The 16,586-nt window shown below is 52.0% G+C and carries 15 protein-coding genes and 1 pseudogene; 8 read left to right on the plus strand and 8 right to left on the minus strand.

Going from position 1 to position 16,586, the window contains the following annotated elements:
- Positions 1–329 precede the first annotated feature (329 nt).
- The 4 genes from R6U67_RS13375 to R6U67_RS13390 all read left to right on the plus strand — a co-directional run bounded on the left by R6U67_RS13375 (position 330) and on the right by R6U67_RS13390 (position 3,867).
- Positions 330–1,598, plus strand: a complete 1,269-nt coding sequence (locus tag R6U67_RS13375) for a hypothetical protein (RefSeq protein WP_410253010.1) — start codon at positions 330–332, stop codon at positions 1,596–1,598.
- 85 nt (positions 1,599–1,683) lie between these two features.
- The gene (locus tag R6U67_RS13380; protein WP_410253011.1) at positions 1,684–3,114 is read left to right on the plus strand and encodes a DUF697 domain-containing protein; all 1,431 of its coding nucleotides are present in this window, start codon (positions 1,684–1,686) and stop codon (positions 3,112–3,114) included.
- Between the two features lies 1 nt (position 3,115).
- Entirely contained in the window at positions 3,116–3,376 is a 261-nt protein-coding gene (locus R6U67_RS13385; protein WP_410253012.1) for a nucleotidyltransferase substrate binding protein, read from the plus strand.
- A gap of 149 nt (positions 3,377–3,525) precedes the next feature.
- Positions 3,526–3,867, plus strand: coding sequence for a nucleotidyltransferase family protein (locus R6U67_RS13390; RefSeq protein WP_410253013.1), 342 nt, complete (start codon positions 3,526–3,528; stop codon positions 3,865–3,867).
- Here the strand turns inward: R6U67_RS13390 and R6U67_RS13395 are convergent.
- The 7 genes and pseudogenes from R6U67_RS13395 to tnpA all read right to left on the minus strand — a co-directional run bounded on the left by R6U67_RS13395 (position 3,864) and on the right by tnpA (position 9,200).
- Positions 3,864–5,339 carry an alpha-amylase gene (locus tag R6U67_RS13395; RefSeq protein WP_410253014.1) on the minus strand — a complete coding sequence of 492 codons (1,476 nt, stop codon included), beginning with the start codon at positions 5,337–5,339 and terminating at the stop codon, positions 3,864–3,866. The two genes, R6U67_RS13390 and R6U67_RS13395, sit on opposite strands and share 4 nt — an antisense overlap.
- Before the next feature lie 183 nt (positions 5,340–5,522).
- Positions 5,523–5,795, minus strand: coding sequence for a hypothetical protein (locus tag R6U67_RS13400; RefSeq protein ID WP_068789947.1), 273 nt, complete (start codon positions 5,793–5,795; stop codon positions 5,523–5,525).
- A gap of 112 nt (positions 5,796–5,907) precedes the next feature.
- The gene (locus R6U67_RS13405) at positions 5,908–6,756 is read right to left on the minus strand and encodes a thiazole synthase (RefSeq protein ID WP_410253023.1); all 849 of its coding nucleotides are present in this window, start codon (positions 6,754–6,756) and stop codon (positions 5,908–5,910) included.
- Between the two features lie 81 nt (positions 6,757–6,837).
- A pseudogene (gene thiO, locus R6U67_RS13410) lies at positions 6,838–7,851 on the minus strand (glycine oxidase ThiO); the annotation flags it as partial.
- A 27-nt stretch (positions 7,852–7,878) separates the two neighbouring features.
- Complete coding sequence (locus R6U67_RS13415) at positions 7,879–8,160, minus strand: hypothetical protein (protein ID WP_410253015.1); 282 nt, start codon at positions 8,158–8,160, stop codon at positions 7,879–7,881.
- Positions 8,161–8,261: 101 nt separating this feature from the next.
- A complete protein-coding gene (locus R6U67_RS13420; RefSeq protein WP_410253016.1) occupies positions 8,262–8,603 on the minus strand; it encodes a 2Fe-2S iron-sulfur cluster-binding protein in 342 nt (113 codons plus the stop codon).
- A 111-nt stretch (positions 8,604–8,714) separates the two neighbouring features.
- Positions 8,715–9,200, minus strand: coding sequence for an IS200/IS605 family transposase (tnpA, locus tag R6U67_RS13425; protein WP_410253017.1), 486 nt, complete (start codon positions 9,198–9,200; stop codon positions 8,715–8,717).
- Between the two features lies 1 nt (position 9,201).
- On the opposite strand from tnpA, the gene R6U67_RS13430 reads away from it, so the two are divergent.
- From R6U67_RS13430 to R6U67_RS13440, 3 genes are all read left to right on the plus strand, one after another.
- Positions 9,202–10,536: an IS200/IS605 family accessory protein TnpB-related protein gene (locus R6U67_RS13430; protein ID WP_410253018.1), complete on the plus strand. Its 1,335-nt coding sequence runs from the start codon at positions 9,202–9,204 to the stop codon at positions 10,534–10,536.
- 52 nt (positions 10,537–10,588) lie between these two features.
- Positions 10,589–12,193, plus strand: a complete 1,605-nt coding sequence (gene cimA, locus R6U67_RS13435; protein ID WP_410253019.1) for a citramalate synthase — start codon at positions 10,589–10,591, stop codon at positions 12,191–12,193.
- A gap of 292 nt (positions 12,194–12,485) precedes the next feature.
- Positions 12,486–14,171, plus strand: a complete 1,686-nt coding sequence (locus tag R6U67_RS13440; protein WP_410253020.1) for an iron uptake porin — start codon at positions 12,486–12,488, stop codon at positions 14,169–14,171.
- Between the two features lie 121 nt (positions 14,172–14,292).
- Here the strand turns inward: R6U67_RS13440 and R6U67_RS13445 are convergent, their stop codons facing one another.
- On the minus strand, positions 14,293–14,949 hold the full coding sequence (locus tag R6U67_RS13445) for an MBL fold metallo-hydrolase (protein ID WP_410253021.1): 657 nt from the start codon (positions 14,947–14,949) through the stop codon (positions 14,293–14,295).
- A 5-nt stretch (positions 14,950–14,954) separates the two neighbouring features.
- Here R6U67_RS13445 and R6U67_RS13450 point away from each other — a divergent pair, with 5 nt between their 5' ends.
- Complete coding sequence (locus tag R6U67_RS13450) at positions 14,955–16,418, plus strand: site-2 protease family protein (protein ID WP_410253022.1); 1,464 nt, start codon at positions 14,955–14,957, stop codon at positions 16,416–16,418.
- The last annotated feature ends 168 nt before the right edge of the window (positions 16,419–16,586 follow it).

Genomic DNA, 16,586 nt, shown 5'->3' on the forward strand with positions numbered 1-16,586 from the left:
TGGAGGACTTGGCTACCTGATCAAACAACGATCATCAAGAAGCGAGTGATGGGTTGATCCTCGTTCTTTACGACTGAACATTGCTATGGCAACGTCGCAGACGGAACCGGAATTAGAGCGAATTGATCAATCACGGAGCTTCCAACCCTCCCAGGAGTTTTACGTGAGCTTGAACTCATCGCGCTCCTTCGCTAGTTAGCCAGACTGGTTAATGTGTATCAACTAAATAGCGGCTCTGACTGACACCTGCGTAAATCTGTTTCGATTACTGACTCGGAGTAGGAAGCATACTTGAGCCTACTACTGAGGTTCAAGGGGGCTACATCAACATGGCTAAATTCAACGATCTGTATCTAGCAGAGCAGGAATTATACGATCACCTGCTCGATTTAGTGAAGGTTGAAGCGCCGGAACGGTTGCTCGAACGCTTCAGAGCCCTGTTTGTACAGGGTTCGGGTTATCCCGATCCTGAAATTGCTTCGATTATTCAGAGTATTGTCTCCTTAGAACAAGCTGAAGATGAGTTTAACAGCGTTCTGAACCGCTGTTGCCATATACTCATCAATCACTGGCAGATGGAGACCAAGCACCAGCCAGCGATTCCCGAGTTGGTGAATATCATCGGCAGCTCAGGCGATCGCCGGATGCAGTCGAGAGACGCACGACGTATTCAGAACTTACTGCAACAGTTTAAAGGCAGTGACGAGTATCTCACGCTTCAGCGCTTAGTCCAAGTCGTCGATCGCAACAAAGCCAGTGAGCAACCTCCTGAACAACGTCCCTTAGGAACATTAATCGGGCGCTACCCCTATCTCTATTCCCATTCTCTAGTCGGAGAAGGCAGTAGTTATGAACATCAACAAACGGTTCAAAAGCTACAGGCACAGCGTCAAAAACAATATGAAGTTCACTTGTCGAAGTATGTCGCCTATAAAGTAAAACGGGCACAATTGGCGCGACAAAATCCTAAGTTACTCAAAAATCCTCGCATCATTCAGCCCGTCAGAAATCCCACCTTATTAGGCGATCGCGAGCTGTATGTCGCCGTTAAGCAATTTTCAGGCCGTGCCGAAGGCGCCTACACCTACAAAGACTTAGCCCAAACCTTCCGAACCCATACCAGTCAAACACGAACCTACCGACAATTTAAAGAGGACTTATTTGAATACCTGATCACAACCATCGATGAAGACTACGGCCGGCGCTTATTCTACGATAAGCTACACCACCATCTGATGAATACCCTGCCCCAATGTGACGACCAAAAACCCACAGACTTTTTGCTGGTTCGCACCTGTAGTCAGTTGCTCAACTTCTTAGTCGTTGAAAGTCCTCAAAACCCCAACCACTACGTTCTAATCGACCTTCTCTCCAACATTGGCCCCACCTTTGTGATGGCTCTGTTGCTGAAGATTCTGCTCATTTGTCGTAAAGTTCGTCCCTATTTAGAAAAACGCTTTTCGATTCTCTTTGACCATTATGATCAAAGCACCCGAGAAGCCGTCCGCTGGCTGATAGAATCCTTAGAAAACTTGCAAGTTGCGCTAAGTACGAATTTTGGATCAGCAGATCTCTCCATTCTGAGTCGCGCCTCTTAAGGTTCTTGGCACTCAGTTTTAGCTCATCAGGATGCCGCAGTCATCCTGAGGAGTTGTTCTCCCTGTTTCTCATCATCATTTCCGTATGCCTAACCCCCGTACTTCCAATTTTGAACGTGAACTCGATGAAGCGATCTTTAGTTTTGCCGACATTCAATCGGAACTCAATTATAAACGGGCAAAAACGGCGTTACATGAACTGGTAGAACGGTTAGATCTCTCGGCCCGGGAACGAACCGGCTTAGAAGCCGAAATTGAGGGCTTAGAGACCATGTTAGATAAGTTAGAATCGGACGTGGTGCAGATTGCGGCGTTCGGGATGGTGGGACGGGGTAAATCCTCTCTGTTGAATGCGTTGGTGGGACAGCCGGTGTTTGAAACCGGTCCCCTGCATGGCGTGACGCGATCGCAGCAAAGCGTCGATTGGACCTTAACCCGCAGTGCCGTCGCTGAGGGGATTGATGACATTTTACAGGTCTCGTTGCCCACCGTGGGAACAGCACGGGTAGAATTAGTCGATACCCCCGGTTTAGACGAAGTTCACGGCCAAACTCGCGCCGAATTAGCTCATCAGATTGCCAAACGAGCGGATTTAATTTTATTTGTGATTTCCGGGGACATCACCCAAGTTGAATATGATGCCCTCTCGGAGATTCGAGAGGCGGGCAAACCCCTCTTGTTGGTGTTTAATAAAATTGACCAATATCCCGATACCGATCGCCAAGCCATTTATGATCAAGTGCGTAATGAGCGGGTGCGACAACTGCTGACGAGCGATCGCATTGTCATGGCCGCCGCCTCTCCCTTAACCCCTATTTTGGTCGAGAAGTCCGATGGAAGCAAAGGGGTGGTGATGGAAACCGGGAAACCCCAAGTTCAGGACTTGAAACTCAAAATCCTAGAGATTCTCCAGCGAGAAGGGAAATCCCTAGTGGCCCTAAACAGTATGCTCTATGCCGATGAGGTGAATGAGCAAGTGGTACAGCGAAAAATGGAGATTCGCGATCGCCAGGCCAACCGCCTGATCTGGAATGGGGTTATGGCCAAAGCGATGGCGATCGCCCTCAACCCCGTCACCGTCGTCGATATCCTCACCGCCGCCACCGTCGATGTATTCCTGCTGATGTCCCTATCGCGGTTGTATGGTATTCCCATGACCCAAACCGGGGCGATCGACCTTTTACAGAAAATTGCCCTCAGTATGGGGGGAATTAGTGCCAGTGAACTGTTAGCGAATTTGGGCTTAAGTGGCTTAAAAAGTCTGTTTGGTGTCGCCACGCCGGCCACGGGTGGGTTAGCGTTTGGGGGCTATCTTTCAGTGGCCATCACCCAAGCCAGTGTCGCGGGGGTTTCAACCTATGCGATCGGTCAGGTTGCCAAAACCTATCTAGCTAATGGGGCCTCTTGGGGACCCGAGGGGCCAAAAGTGGTGGTTCAGCAAATCCTCGATTCCTTAGATGAAAGCTCGATTTTGAGTCAGATTAAAGACGAACTGCAACAGAAGTTAGTGGGATAATATGACAGACCTAGATATTCGCTGGATACAGCGGTTTTCTAACTTTAAACGAACGTTTTTATTGCTAGAAAAAGCCCTGGAAATAAAATCGCCGTCTTTAGTGGAACGGGCTGGACTCATTCAATTTTTTGAAATGGCATTTGAGCTATCCTGGAAGCTCTTAAAAGATTATGAAGAAATGGAAGGATTTACAGTTAAAACTCCTAGAGAAGCGCTAAAACAGGCATTTCAAGCAGAAATCATCACACAAGGTCAAGACTAGATTGAGGCTCTTCAAGACCGTAATTTGATGGCACATACCGATAACGAAAAAACTGCAATTGCAGTTGAGGAGCGAATTCGTCATAAGTATTTTCCCCTCCTGAAAAATCTTTATGACACCTTTGAAGCCAAATTAGATCAATTCTAACCATGAACTATGGACTGACAGACCAAGACTTAGGCAATATCCGAGAGGCGATCGCCAAATTTCCAGAAATTTCCCAAGTCCTCTTATTTGGGTCTCGTGCCAAAGGCAACTACAAAGTCGGGTCAGATGTTGACCTAGCTCTCAAAGGTGAATCTGTCACCCACTCAACCGTTTTTCAACTTGCCGACTTACTCAATGAAACCTATCCACTGCCCTACTTTTTCGACATTATTAATTATAACAACATTGACGAACCCAAGTTAGTCGAACATATCAATCGCGTTGGGATTCCCATTTTTTGCCAAGGAACACAGCAAAATTCGGGAGACGCGACAGCCAACTAATGCGGAACCCACACCGACACCGAACCCGCCTCACAAGAAAACTCGGCCCATCCCTCCTCATTCGTCACCACCGGTTCCGTAATATGTTCCGTTGCATCCACATAGGTACAATTCGCCTGGCCCACCTCCATAAACTTACTTCCCGCCTCCCCATTACTCAACACCACCGCCAATCCCCCAGGATGCGCCTCATCCCCCAAACGAGTCCAACCGATAGTATTAGGATGATCGAAATAATCATACTGGTCGCCATAAGCATAAGTGCGACGGGCCTGGAGAAACCTGTCAATCAACCATTGATGACTGTCTAACCAAATCTCATACTCCTGACCATCCCGGCCTACATCCTTATAATTCGCCCCATAATAATCTGCCATAAACACACAGGGATAGCCATCCCGACGCAACAAAATCAACGCATAGGCTAACGGCTTAAACCACCCCTCTACTACAGATTCCAAGGACTGCAACGGTTGAGAGTCATGATTATCAACAAGAGTGACCGCCAAAGCTGGCTGTTCCTTAACTAAACTGTCGTCAAAAATTTGCCGCAAATCATAGCTATCCCCCTGCTTACTAGCATCACTAAAATTGTAATGAAGGGGGGCATCAAAAAGCATGACATCGCCACCCGTCGCCCCAATAAAATGATGCAGTGCCTCAATATTCCCCGACCAATACTCACCCACCGCAAACAAAGACCGCCCCCCATGATGGCGAACATGATTCAGCCATTGCGGGAAAAAGCCGGCTTTGACATGTTTCACCGCATCAAAGCGAAAGCCATCTACCTGAGTTGTTTTGACATACCACTCTCCCCAATATTTCAACTCCTGCTGAACATCAGGGTTACTCATATCCAAGTCACACCCCATGAGGTAGTCAAAACTTCCTTTTTCTAAGTCCACTTCATCATCAAAGGTCTTGCCATTAAACAAATAAACGGCATCAAAATCATCATCAAAAGCATTGTAATCCGCTGCCGTGAAGTGCCACCAATGCCATTCCAATTCAGAATACTGACCTTGACGACCCGGGAAGTTAAAATGAGTCCAAGCCTGAATGGTTTGCGGCTCTCCAATGGGGGCATGGCGGTTCTGGAGGTCGTAAGGGGTAGCGGTAAATTCTTCTCGATGGTCTGCCCCTAATTTATGATTAAATACCACATCTGCATAGATATGGATACCCGCCGCTTGGGCAACTTGAATGGCACTGATGTACTCATCTTTTGTGCCATATTTCGTGCCAACAGACCCTTTTTGGTCAAATTCTCCTAAGTCAAATAAATCATAGACCCCATAGCCAACATCATGACTTCCGCCAGTCCCTTTGTAGGCTGGAGGCAACCATAACGCGGTAATTCCCGCGTCGGCTAAATCCTTAGCATTGCGTGCAACCTGATTCCACAAACTGCCATCGGCAGGGCTATACCAGTGGAAATACTGCATCATCACACCATTCGCTTCTGACATGGGTCATTACCTTAAATAAATGAGTAAAAATAAATGAGTAATCGATGAAATAGCCGGTATTATTTAAAATCCGTATTTTTTTGGATAAAATTGTTTGGAATAGTTCATAGATTGAGGGGCGATCGCCAGGACTCACCCCCACAAAAATGTTGTTGATTTAATCAGCGTTAGATTAAATCTTGACTACTCACTGGCTTGACGTTGTCGCCAGATTAAGCCGAGATAGCCGAGAATCGTCCCCGTGGCCAGTCCCGTGAAGCCACGATGGGAGATGGCCGCCAGTTCAGCGGTAGGGAAAGGCAAGAGGAGACTAACCACCCAGAGTCCGACCCCAATCCAAACCCCATTACGGCGCAATAGATAGCCCAGGAAGCCCCCAGGAACGAGGGTGACGACAAAAAGAACCCAAGAGAGAAGAACTGCGACTGAGGTGCGTGTTTCGGCAATGTCGAGCATTTTAAAGATCCTCCCTTGACAAATCTGAGCTAATTGTATCTTAGATTTTGGAATTGGAACATTTGCCGAGAACCACGGCGTTCCCGAGGACTAGGGGGCAATTGATATCCTCTTAACTCGAGATCGTCCCCGTGAGGGGGGAACTGGCACTGGCCATGGCTTGAATGGGAATCCGTCCGGCGTGGTGGGCCAGTCGTCCAGCGATAACGGCCATGCCCATAGCTTGCCCCATCGCTACGGGATTTTGAGCCAGGGCGATCGCCGAATTAATCAAGACCGCATCAGCCCCCAACTCCATCGAAAACGCCGCCTCACTGGGTGTTCCAATTCCCGCATCAACCACCACAGGAACCTGAGCATTTTCAACAATAATGCGGATATTCGCCGCCGTCTGAATCCCTTGTCCTGAGCCAATCGGAGACCCGAGAGGCATCACCGTCGCACAGCCGACTTCTTCGAGGCGTTTGGCCAACATGGGGTCAGCATTGATATAGGGGAGAACCGCAAACCCTTCTTTCACCAGTTGTTCAGCGGCTTCGAGAGTGCCGATGGGATCTGGCAGCAGATACGTCGAGTCAGGAATTACCTCCAGTTTGACAAAGTTGTTGTCTTCTTGTCCCAAGAGTTTCGCCATTTCCCGTCCCAATCGCGCGACGCGGATGGCTTCTTCAGCGGTTTTGCAGCCAGCGGTGTTGGGTAACATCCAAATTTTAGACCAGTCTAGGGCTTCGGCTAACCCTTCATGGCCCGGGGCGTTGGTTTGCACCCGACGGACCGCCACGGTGACAATCTGACAGCCACTCGCGGCAATACTACCGCGCATGGTTTCAAAGTCAGTATATTTGCCGCTGCCAGTCATGATACGAGACTGAAACGACCGACCCGCAATGATGAGAGGATCATGTTCAGGGGAATTAACGGCGATCGGTTGGGGGGCTGGTTGACGAATAGAGGTCAGCATAGTCTCTGAGGTCGTTGAAGAGGATTGGGGGCGATTCCAAGCGAAAGCATCCAGGAGAGGATCTCGCTGCTGATCACAGATGAGATTGGCGATGAGTTTGGCGGTGATGGGGGCCAGGAGAATGCCGTTGCGGTAATGACCCGTGGCCAGACTGAGGTTATCACAGTAACTATCGCCTAGGATGGGGAGTTCGTCGGGGGTTGCGGGGCGGAATCCTGACCAAATTTCCTGCATGGGATAGTCTCCCAGAGCCGGATAGAGGCGGATGGCCCGGTCTAGGAGCGATCGCAGTCCCTCAGGGGTCGTTCCCGGCACAAAACCGACATCCTCGGAGGTAGCCCCAACCACAATTTCCCCATGACCACGGGGAATAATATAGGTATTGGGGCCATAGAGAACTCGCCGTAGAGGCAATTCCCCATTGACACGGGGAGCGCGGACGGAGAACATTTGCCCTTTAATGGGTTTAACCGGCAGAGGGAACAGTTGATTCGACCAAGATCCAGTCGCAAGCACATAATGGTCAGCGGTGAGGAGTCCGGCGGCGGTTTGTACACCGACGATTTGATCGCCTTCCTGGGCGATCGCCTCAACGGTTACCCCCTCTTTCAGCGTAATCTCCAGAGCCTCAACCGCCCCGAGGAGCGATCGCATCAACGCCCGATTATCCACCTGAGCATCTTGGGGATACCACCAGGCCCCCACCACATCAGTTCCCAATCCTGGCTGATACTCCTGCAACGCCTGAGAATCGAGCCATAAGGACGGCCCCGCCTCCCTCGGAGGCGCACTGGCTGTCGCCTCATAGACCGGGGCCAGAATTCCACAGGGCCAGTATCCCGTCGCGATTCCCGAGAGACCTTCGAGTTTCTGCGTCCAATCCCGATAGAGCGATCGCGACTGCAAACATAACTCCAACATCGGCCCCGGCGATAGGTTCTCAGCCTGAGGCGCTAACATCCCTCCCGCCGCATGACTCGCCGCCTGTTGAATATCTCGACTCATCACGGTGACACTGGCCCCGCGCAACTTGAGTTCGACGGCGATGGACAGCCCCATCACACCGCCACCAATAACTAAAATCTCACTACTCATGATCTTGACTCGATTCAATTAAACGACTTACCAAAGGGCGGGAATTGGATCATTGGAATCCGTTTCTGGGGTGGGTGTGGGCGTGGGACTCGGCTGGGCCGTTGGACTTGGGGTGGGGGTGGGACTCGGGGTCGCCGTCGTCTGAGGAGTTGGCGATGGAGGACTCAACGGCTCCGCCTCGGGAATCGACTCCTCTTCAACCGATTCATCGGAAGAGGGCGTTTCCTCAAACATCTGCGCCTCGGCCAGCCAGTAGAGAATCGCCATCGCTAACAGAACCCCCAGAACAACCTGAAAAATACGTTGCACAATAGGTTTATCGACAGGTGTATCGACGAATTTGCTCAGACTCGGCGACTGAGACTCGGCGACTGAGACTCGGCGACTGAGACTCGGTAACTAAGACTCGGTTACTGAGACTCAGCCGTCCAAACCGGCTCCGTTCCTTGGCCCCAGAAGCCGTCAAACTTGGTCACCCGAACATCTCCGAGAACTTGGGTTTGACAGGCTAGACGGAGGGGGCGCTGGGGATCATGGGGGGGAAGCGATCGCCGGGTGCGATCGCGCCAATTCGCCTCAGACACCCGGCCCTCAACCGCCACAGCACAAGTTCCACAAGACCCAATCCCCCGGCAATTAATCACAGAGGCTTTGCCATTGTACAGATCAATCCCTTGGCGGAGAAGGACGCGACGCAGATTGTCCCCGCGATCGCAGGTGATGGTTTTCCCGGCAGCAAAAATAGTTGGCATGATTGTCGATTGAGATACTGGCGTGTACCCGTTAGCGTCTCTCTCCATTGTGACAACTTGGCGGCTCAATCACAGCATCAGGTTAAAATTTGAGCAAAACCGCCGCGCATCCTACGAATGAACGCGAAGCGTCATTCGCGCTTTTAGCGGCGGACGGAGTTGGCGCGGGTCATCCTGATTCTCGATGTACTTCAGGAGAGTTTCGATATTGGCCTGTCCTCCAGTCGTAATCAGTCCGTAAGCCCGGTTCCAGAAATAAGGCTTCCAGTAGAAGGGGCGTAGCTGCTCCGCAAACTCCTGGCGCATTTTTCGGGCTGATACCGACTTCAAGTTTTTCACAAAGTCAGAGAGCCTAACTGTGGGGTCAACCTCGAACAGCAGATGAACATGGTCAGGCTCCCCGCCAAACTCAATCAACTCTCCTCCCCACTTGACCAATAGATCGGTGAATATCACCTCTAGCCTGTTCAGCATCTCTGCACTCAGGCATTTATGCCGATACTTCATGGACAAAACCAAGTGATAGCACAGCCTGTAAGCGCTGTGATTTCTCGTCTTCAGGGTGACAAAATCCCGTTCCATGCTAAAATACTTCATTATGAGTAAAGCTATTGTACGCACTGATAAATGGGGCTTGCAACCATCGCCAGAAGTGAGACTTCACCTGGCGGCAACGGTTGGTGAGTACCGGGCTTACTGCAAAGCTCTAAGCTATGTGGTCATTGGCCACTGGCCGGAACTGGTTGCAGCAAAAAGCTTCTGTGCGGCAGTAGAAAAGCTCATTCATCGCACCAGCAAGAATCGAGATCCGAAGTATCTCTATTTCGAGAAGCGGTTCTACAAATTCCCGTCCTACCTACGTCGTGCTGCTATCGAGTTTGTGAAAGGACAGGTCTCTTCCTATCTGACTCGATACCGAGAATGGCAGTCAGGAGTTCGGAAGCGTCGGGATGCTAAGCCACCTGTCTTTAACGTAGATGCTGGATGCTATCGGGCTCTCTACAAAGGACAGTTGGTGAAGTTCGATGCTCACCTGCTGATGGCCTGGATCAAGGTTTGGAATGGCTCTGATTGGCTCTGGGCAGAAGTTCCGATTGTCAGTAAACGGCAGCGGCATCTAATTGGCGCCATCAAGTCTCCCTATCTGGTGGTTTCCCAGAAGCACTGTCATCTGGCAGTGCCCTTCGGAATCGTCCCGCCTAAGTGGGAAACCGATGTGGTGTGCGCTGTAGATGTGGGAATTAACACCCTGGCTACAGCCTCGATTGTTTGTCCAGACGGCACTGTATTGGCTCGGAAGTTCATTCATCCGTCCTCTGACATAGATCGTCGAGACAAACAGGCCAACATCATCCGGCAAAAGGCGCGAAAAACCAAAACGTTGCACCGTGGATTTGCTAAGACTCCGTACCGCAAAGTAAGGGGCATTAACGCCAACATTGCTCAACAGGTATCTAGGCAAATCGTCAATTTCGCTCTGGAGTATGGAGCCAGCACTATCGTCTTTGAAGATCTCAAAGGCTGGCGACCAAAAGGAGGCAGAAAGCGGTCAAGCCTGAAGCAAAAGTTTCATGGCTGGCTGCATCGTCGCCTGGTGACGCTAACAGAGCAAAAGCTTCAAGAGCATGGCGGCAAAGTCGAGTATGTTTATGCACGGGGAACATCATCTTGGGCCTTCGATGGCAGTGGAAAGGTGCAACGGTCTAAGGCTCAGTACGAATTAGCGACATTCGCTAATGGGAAGCGGTACAACGCAGATTTGGGGGCGTCGTATAATATCGCAGCTCGATATCTGGCCGACAAACTGAAGCTGACCCGCCGAAAGGACGGGCAGGTAGCGAAAGGCAAAAGTTCCTGCGCTACACCGAGAATGCCGGTCACCCTCTCTCTGCTATGGGATTGGGAAGCCGCTTATGAACGCGAAGCGTCATGAGCGGAGCATTCACGATGGTGAACCCACAACCACGAACAATTCCTCCTCGCCCATGACTGCCAAACGCATCTCCATCTATGACACCACCCTGCGCGATGGCGCCCAGTGTGAAGGCCTATCCCTCTCCCTAGAAGATAAACTCCGCATCGCCCATCAACTCGATCGCCTCGGCGTTCCCTTTATCGAAGGAGGTTGGCCCGGTGCCAACCCCAAAGATGTCAAGTTTTTCTGGCAACTCAAAGAACAGCCCCTAACCCACGCCGAAGTCGTCGCCTTTTGTTCAACTCGTCGTCCGGGCCGCCGGGCCGCCGAGGACCCCATGCTACAGCCGATTTTAGCGGCCGGGACCCATTGGATCACCCTATTTGGTAAGTCTTGGGATCTCCATGTTACCGAAGGCTTAAACACCAGCCTTGAAGAAAACCTGGCCATGATCCAGGACACCATCGAATACTTCCGTAGCCAAGGACGGCGGGTGATTTATGATGCCGAACATTGGTTCGATGGCTACAAACAGAATCCTGACTATGCCCTAAAAACCCTAAAAGCCGCTGCTGAGGCTGGAGCAGAATGGTTAACCCTCTGTGACACCAACGGCGGCAGTTTACCCCATGAAGTGACCCAAATCGTCTCCGAGGTCATCTCGGAGTTAGGAGAGGCGATTCCCCTGGGGATTCACACCCATAATGACAGTGAAATGGCCGTTGCCAATGCCGTTGCCGCTGTCTTGGGAGGGGCCACGATGGTTCAGGGAACCATTAACGGCTACGGTGAACGCTGTGGGAATGCCAATCTTTGCTCGGCGATCGCCAACTTGCAGCTCAAACTCGGCTATCACTGTTTAGACGACCAGCAGCTTGCCCAACTGACTGAAACCAGCCGCTTTGTCAGCGAAGTGGTGAACCTGGCCCCCAACGATCGCGCCGCCTTCGTGGGTCGTTCCGCCTTTGCCCATAAAGGCGGCATCCATGTCAGTGCCGTGCAGCGAAATCCCCTCACCTATGAGCATATTGCCCCGGAAGCCGTGGGCAACCAGCGGCGGATTGTTATTTCCGACCAATCGGGCCTCAGTAACGTTCTCGCCAAGGCCCGCAACTTCGGCATTGATCTCGATAAAAACAATCCCGCCAGTCGCGAAATTCTCGATCGCCTCAAAGGACTCGAAAATGAAGGCTATCAGTTTGAAGCCGCCGAAGCCAGCTTTGACTTATTGGTCCGAGAGGCCCTAGGGCAACGAGAGCGATTCTTTGAAGTCAAAGGGTTTCAAGTCCACTGTAGCCAAGCCGGCGGCCATGAAGACAGCAACTCCCTGGCCACCGTCAAAGTCACCGTCAACGGCAGCGAAAGTTTACAGTCCGCCGAAGGAAACGGTCCCGTCTCCGCCCTAGACGCGGCCCTGCGTAAAGCCCTCGTCGGGCAGTTTCCCGCCATCGCCGATTGTCATCTCGTGGACTACAAAGTCCGCATTCTCGATAGTCAATCCGGAACCTCCGCCAAAACTCGGGTGTTACTCGAATCCACCAATGGTCATGACCGCTGGACAACCGTTGGCGTCTCCGCCAATATCATCGATGCCTCCTATCAAGCCGTGGTTGAGGGCTTAGAATATGGCTTATTACTGCAAAAAAACGCAAAAAAAGGAGTTCAGACCTCCTAATACCTCTTTTAACTCCATCTCAACTCATAATAATCAGGCAAACACGATTTCTCAAGACCGGTCAATCCCGATAGACGCGAACTATAATGGGGGGAAGTCGGCCAAAAACGGCAGTTCACAAGGAACAGGATGTTTTCTGTTCCAACCAATTTCTGCGATCGCCTTGATTTTTTGTGACATAGGCTACATATTTTTGGTAGTCGCGATCGCACTATAATGGTTAAATGTGTGAACAGCCCTTGGCGGCTTTTCGCGATATTCAATGTTCCTGTGTTTTTAGGTGTGAGGGAAGATGCGTAAACTAACATGGCAGATTCTGCTATTCAGCCCGCTACTCGCGGCATTCTGGGGGCTAAACGCTCCGGCTCAAGCCAAAGAGGCAGCCGTCGATAGCGGTATCGACGCGGTCAAAACGGATCGCCAGACCGATCACAATTTTGGCAGCAAACAACTCTCCGTTGGCGATTTCATCGAAGCCAACGAAGGTCAACGGCTTCGTCAAGACAACGGCAACGACGACGAGGTGGTCTCGCTCGATCAAGTCACCTCCGTCTCTCAGCTAAGCGACGTACAACCGACCGACTGGGCGTTCCAAGCGCTACAATCCCTAGTTGAACGCTATGGTTGTATCGCCGGTTATCCTGACGGAACCTTCCGTGGCAACAACTTCATGACTCGTTATGAATTTGCCGCCGGTCTTAACGCCTGTTTAGACCAAATCGTGGCAATCGTGGGTAACGGTGACAGCCTCGATCCCAGCGACCTAGCCACCATTCGTCGCCTGCAAGAAGAGTTCGCCGCCGAACTGGCAACCCTGCGCGGTCGTGTGGACGGTCTTGAAGCTCGCGTCTCAGAACTCGAAGCCAATCAGTTCTCCACCACCACCAAACTCGAAGGGGAAGCCGTCTTCGCGATCGCCGATGCCTTCGGTGGTGAAGACATCGGTGTAGACGACAACCAAACCGTGTTTCAAAACCGGGTTCGTCTCAACTTCGTTTCGAGCTTCAGCGGACGGGATCAACTCTGGACTCGTCTCGATTCCGGTAACGCCACCACCTTCAATAACCTTGACCAAGGGGTCTTCACCCATAACTTCGATAACGAGAATGGGGTCAACATTGGCTGGCTCGCCTACTACTTCCCCCTCGGTGACAACATTCAAGTCTATCTCCCCGCCGCCGGTGGCTTATGGCAGGACTTCGTTCCCACCATCAGCCCCTACTTTGAAGGCTACACCGGTGCCGAAAACGCCATCAGCAGCTTTGCAGAATCCAACCCCATCTACAAACTCGGGACCGATGCACCTGGGATTGGGGCCAACATTGACATTACCGACAGTCTCATGCTGTCTGCGGGGTACTTGGCAGGTGATGCGTCGAGTCCCGATCGCGGTAATGGTCTCTTCAACGGCGACTACTCCATCATGGGTCAGTTGACCTTCGACTCGGGCGACCTGCAAGTCGGTTTAACCTACAACCATGCCTTCTTCAACGCCTCCGGTGCCGATAACAGCATCTTCAAACTCGGGCCGGGAACAGACGGTGGCGTTCAACCCTTTGGTGATGCTGCCGCACTCTACACCAACTCCTACGCTCTCTCGGCCGCGTACCAACTCTCTGACCGCCTCTCCGTCAACGCCTTTGGCGGTTTCACCGATGCTGAGTCCCTCTCCCCTGGCCAAGACAGTGCCGATATCTGGTACTACGGCTTAGGAGTTGCCCTCCCCGACTTTGGTGGACCCGGTAACCTGCTCGGTCTAATGGCCGGTGCTGAGCCTTATGTCGGCGGGTTCAACGATAGCTCCTCCCGTAGTGCTGGGGCTGATGATACTCCCCTTCACGTCGAAGCGTTCTATCGTTACCAGCTCAACGACAACATCTCCATCACTCCTGGGGTCATCTGGCTCAGTGCGCCTCAAGGTAGTGAAGATGCTGATGATGCCTTCGTCGGTGTGCTGCGGACCACCTTCTCGTTCTAGACCCCTTCTAGAACTACAGGATTAGGGCAAGTTTAAAAGACTTGTCCCCTAGTCTGGACAACCCCACCCTCACTGGTGGGGTTTTTTCGTAACTGGGGTTTGTTGGCTTGGAGATTGGTCCCTAGAGGAGAGCCGTCGCCGTTGCCAAGGCATTGAGGTCTAAAGCCGCCAGTTGATGATAGGCGTCTTCAATGGCCCGTTGACCCCGTAGGAAACCGGTACTGGCTCCAGGACAGATGAGAGAGAGGCTATCTGGGGAAAAGCGATCGCGTAACTGAGCCACACTCCGCAGTTGTCGTGGCCAATGAAAGGTTTTCGCCGTCCGTAACGGAACCACCTCTCCCTGAGGGTTCGGAAGCAGATGACGGCCCGTAAATAAAACTCCCCCCTGTTGCCGGTAATACAGACAGGCCGAACCCGGCGTATGTCCAGGAGTCCAAATTCCCTGAATATCCCTAGAAATCTGAATCTCTTGTTGAAATGGCGTGACTTGCGCCTCAGGCAACAGATAGGCTTCCTGTTCTTGGATAATCACCTGACAACCCGTGCTTTGCTGAAGTTCCGTAGCATTGCCGATACTGTCACGATGGCTAATAAACAGCGATCGCACCCCCCCGTGACGGCTCAAAAACTCCTGAGTTTCCGGCGTCGCTGGAGGAGTATCAACCAGGACGTTGCCATCTTTTTCTACAATAAGATAGGCGGTTCCTCCCAGCGTTTGCCGATTGGGGGGAAACGCAAAAATATTCGCTCGGACAATGCGGGGTTCTTTAGACATACGTGATGACTTTGTGGTTACTGCTGATACTTGGACTGATTACCTACATTATCTTGCAGCGGAGCGTTGCTAACATCACGCGAACCCCGGTGTGGTTATTGTGGTTAGTAATGATGACTCCGGCTGTGGTGTTGATCATCTGGGCCGAAATGACCCCCGATGATGGGGCCGTCCCCGCCTGGGGGGCGATCGCCCTGATGACCAGTTGCTTTATTCTCTATCTCTGGCTCCTCTATCAAGGACGGCCTTCCCCCTCCAATGATGAGCCACCAACAGCCACCCCCCCTGACGTGGCCTCTCCCCTCTCCACCCTCAAACAACAACTGCGGCCCATTGCTCCGGCTGAGGAGAACCAGCTCCGGAACTGTTTTAATTGGTCCGTGTATGCACTGCATCAACTCGAATACCGACCCCAAGCCGTGATTTGTCGCGGCCAACTTCGCACCAACCCCGATCGCGCCTATCAAACCATTCGCAAGAATATCGAACAACAATTTGGCGATCGCTTCCTGGTGGTTCTCCAGGAAGGGGAAAATCGCAAACCCCTGTTTGTCATCGCCCCGAACCCCCAAAAACAAACCAATGCTCGCCTCGAAGAACCCACCGAGCATCCCGCCATCGCCTTCGGACTGTTCCTGATTACCCTGTTTACCAGTACCACCGTCGGCGTCGAACTGGCCGGAATTGAGAGCGATCGCTGGCAAGCCGATCCCAGCCTACTCCTACAAGGACTGCCCTACGCCCTCTCCCTACTGGGAGTGTTAGGGATTCGTGAACTCGGGCGATATGCGATCGCTCGCCGACATGATCTCGAAACCAGCCTCCCCTACTTCATTCCCTTTCCCTTCTTCCTGGGAACCTTAGGCGCCTTCTTGAGGCTACGCTCCCCCATTCCCAACCGTAAAGTCCTGTTTGATAGCAGTATCATTGGCCCCCTACTGACCTTTCTCGTCAGTTTCCCCCTGCTACTTTGGGGACTCTCCCACTCCCAACTCGTCCCCGCCACCGACACCTCAGGACTACTGAACTTTGACGAACTCATCCCGACGTTTTCCCTACTATTATCCCTCTGTAGCGGCCTACTCCTACCAGGGTCCCTAGAGCCATCCCAAGCCATCGCCCTACATCCGGTTGCCATCGCCGGGTACCTGGGGTTAATCCTCAGTGCCTTCACCCTGATGCCCATCGGCCGCTTAGATGGTGGACAGATGGTTCATGCCATGTTTGGACGACGGATGGCGGTGGCGATCGGGCAAATTAGCCGTCTTCTGATGCTGTTGTTGGCCGTCATTCACCCAGAACTCCTCTTATGGGCGATTCTCCTGTTCCTGATTCCCCTACGGGACGCTCCCGCCCTCAATGATGTTAGCGAGTTAGACAATCGACGGGACGTTTTGGGATTATTAAGTCTCTTTTTACTGGCGTTTATTTTGCTGCCGGTGCCACAGATGCTGACTCAGGTTTTGTAAGAGGGAACAGGGAATAGGGAACAGGGAACAGAAGGCAAGAGGCAAGAGGCAAGAGGCAAGAGGCAAGAGGCAAGAGGCAAGAGGCAAGAGGCAAGAGGCAAGAGGCAAGAGGCAAGAGGCAAGAGGCAAGAGGCAAGAGGGGAATGTTGGGGGATGGCTGTTTTGGCG

The sequence above is a fragment of the Sodalinema sp. genome (assembly GCF_046483825.1).
Lineage (GTDB): Bacteria > Cyanobacteriota > Cyanobacteriia > Cyanobacteriales > Geitlerinemataceae > Sodalinema.

Coding starts and splice junctions, on each gene's coding strand:
- R6U67_RS13375 (WP_410253010.1), top strand. CDS start 330: ATGGCTAAATTCAACGATCTGTATCTAGCAGAGCAGGAATTATACGAT.
- R6U67_RS13380 (WP_410253011.1), top strand. CDS start 1,684: ATGCCTAACCCCCGTACTTCCAATTTTGAACGTGAACTCGATGAAGCG.
- R6U67_RS13385 (WP_410253012.1), top strand. CDS start 3,116: ATGACAGACCTAGATATTCGCTGGATACAGCGGTTTTCTAACTTTAAA.
- R6U67_RS13390 (WP_410253013.1), top strand. CDS start 3,526: ATGAACTATGGACTGACAGACCAAGACTTAGGCAATATCCGAGAGGCG.
- R6U67_RS13395 (WP_410253014.1), bottom strand. CDS start 5,339: ATGTCAGAAGCGAATGGTGTGATGATGCAGTATTTCCACTGGTATAGC.
- R6U67_RS13400 (WP_068789947.1), bottom strand. CDS start 5,795: ATGCTCGACATTGCCGAAACACGCACCTCAGTCGCAGTTCTTCTCTCT.
- R6U67_RS13405 (WP_410253023.1), bottom strand. CDS start 6,756: ATGCTGACCTCTATTCGTCAACCAGCCCCCCAACCGATCGCCGTTAAT.
- R6U67_RS13420 (WP_410253016.1), bottom strand. CDS start 8,603: ATGCCAACTATTTTTGCTGCCGGGAAAACCATCACCTGCGATCGCGGG.
- tnpA (WP_410253017.1), bottom strand. CDS start 9,200: ATGAAGTATTTTAGCATGGAACGGGATTTTGTCACCCTGAAGACGAGA.
- R6U67_RS13430 (WP_410253018.1), top strand. CDS start 9,202: ATGAGTAAAGCTATTGTACGCACTGATAAATGGGGCTTGCAACCATCG.
- cimA (WP_410253019.1), top strand. CDS start 10,589: ATGACTGCCAAACGCATCTCCATCTATGACACCACCCTGCGCGATGGC.
- R6U67_RS13440 (WP_410253020.1), top strand. CDS start 12,486: ATGCGTAAACTAACATGGCAGATTCTGCTATTCAGCCCGCTACTCGCG.
- R6U67_RS13445 (WP_410253021.1), bottom strand. CDS start 14,949: ATGTCTAAAGAACCCCGCATTGTCCGAGCGAATATTTTTGCGTTTCCC.
- R6U67_RS13450 (WP_410253022.1), top strand. CDS start 14,955: ATGACTTTGTGGTTACTGCTGATACTTGGACTGATTACCTACATTATC.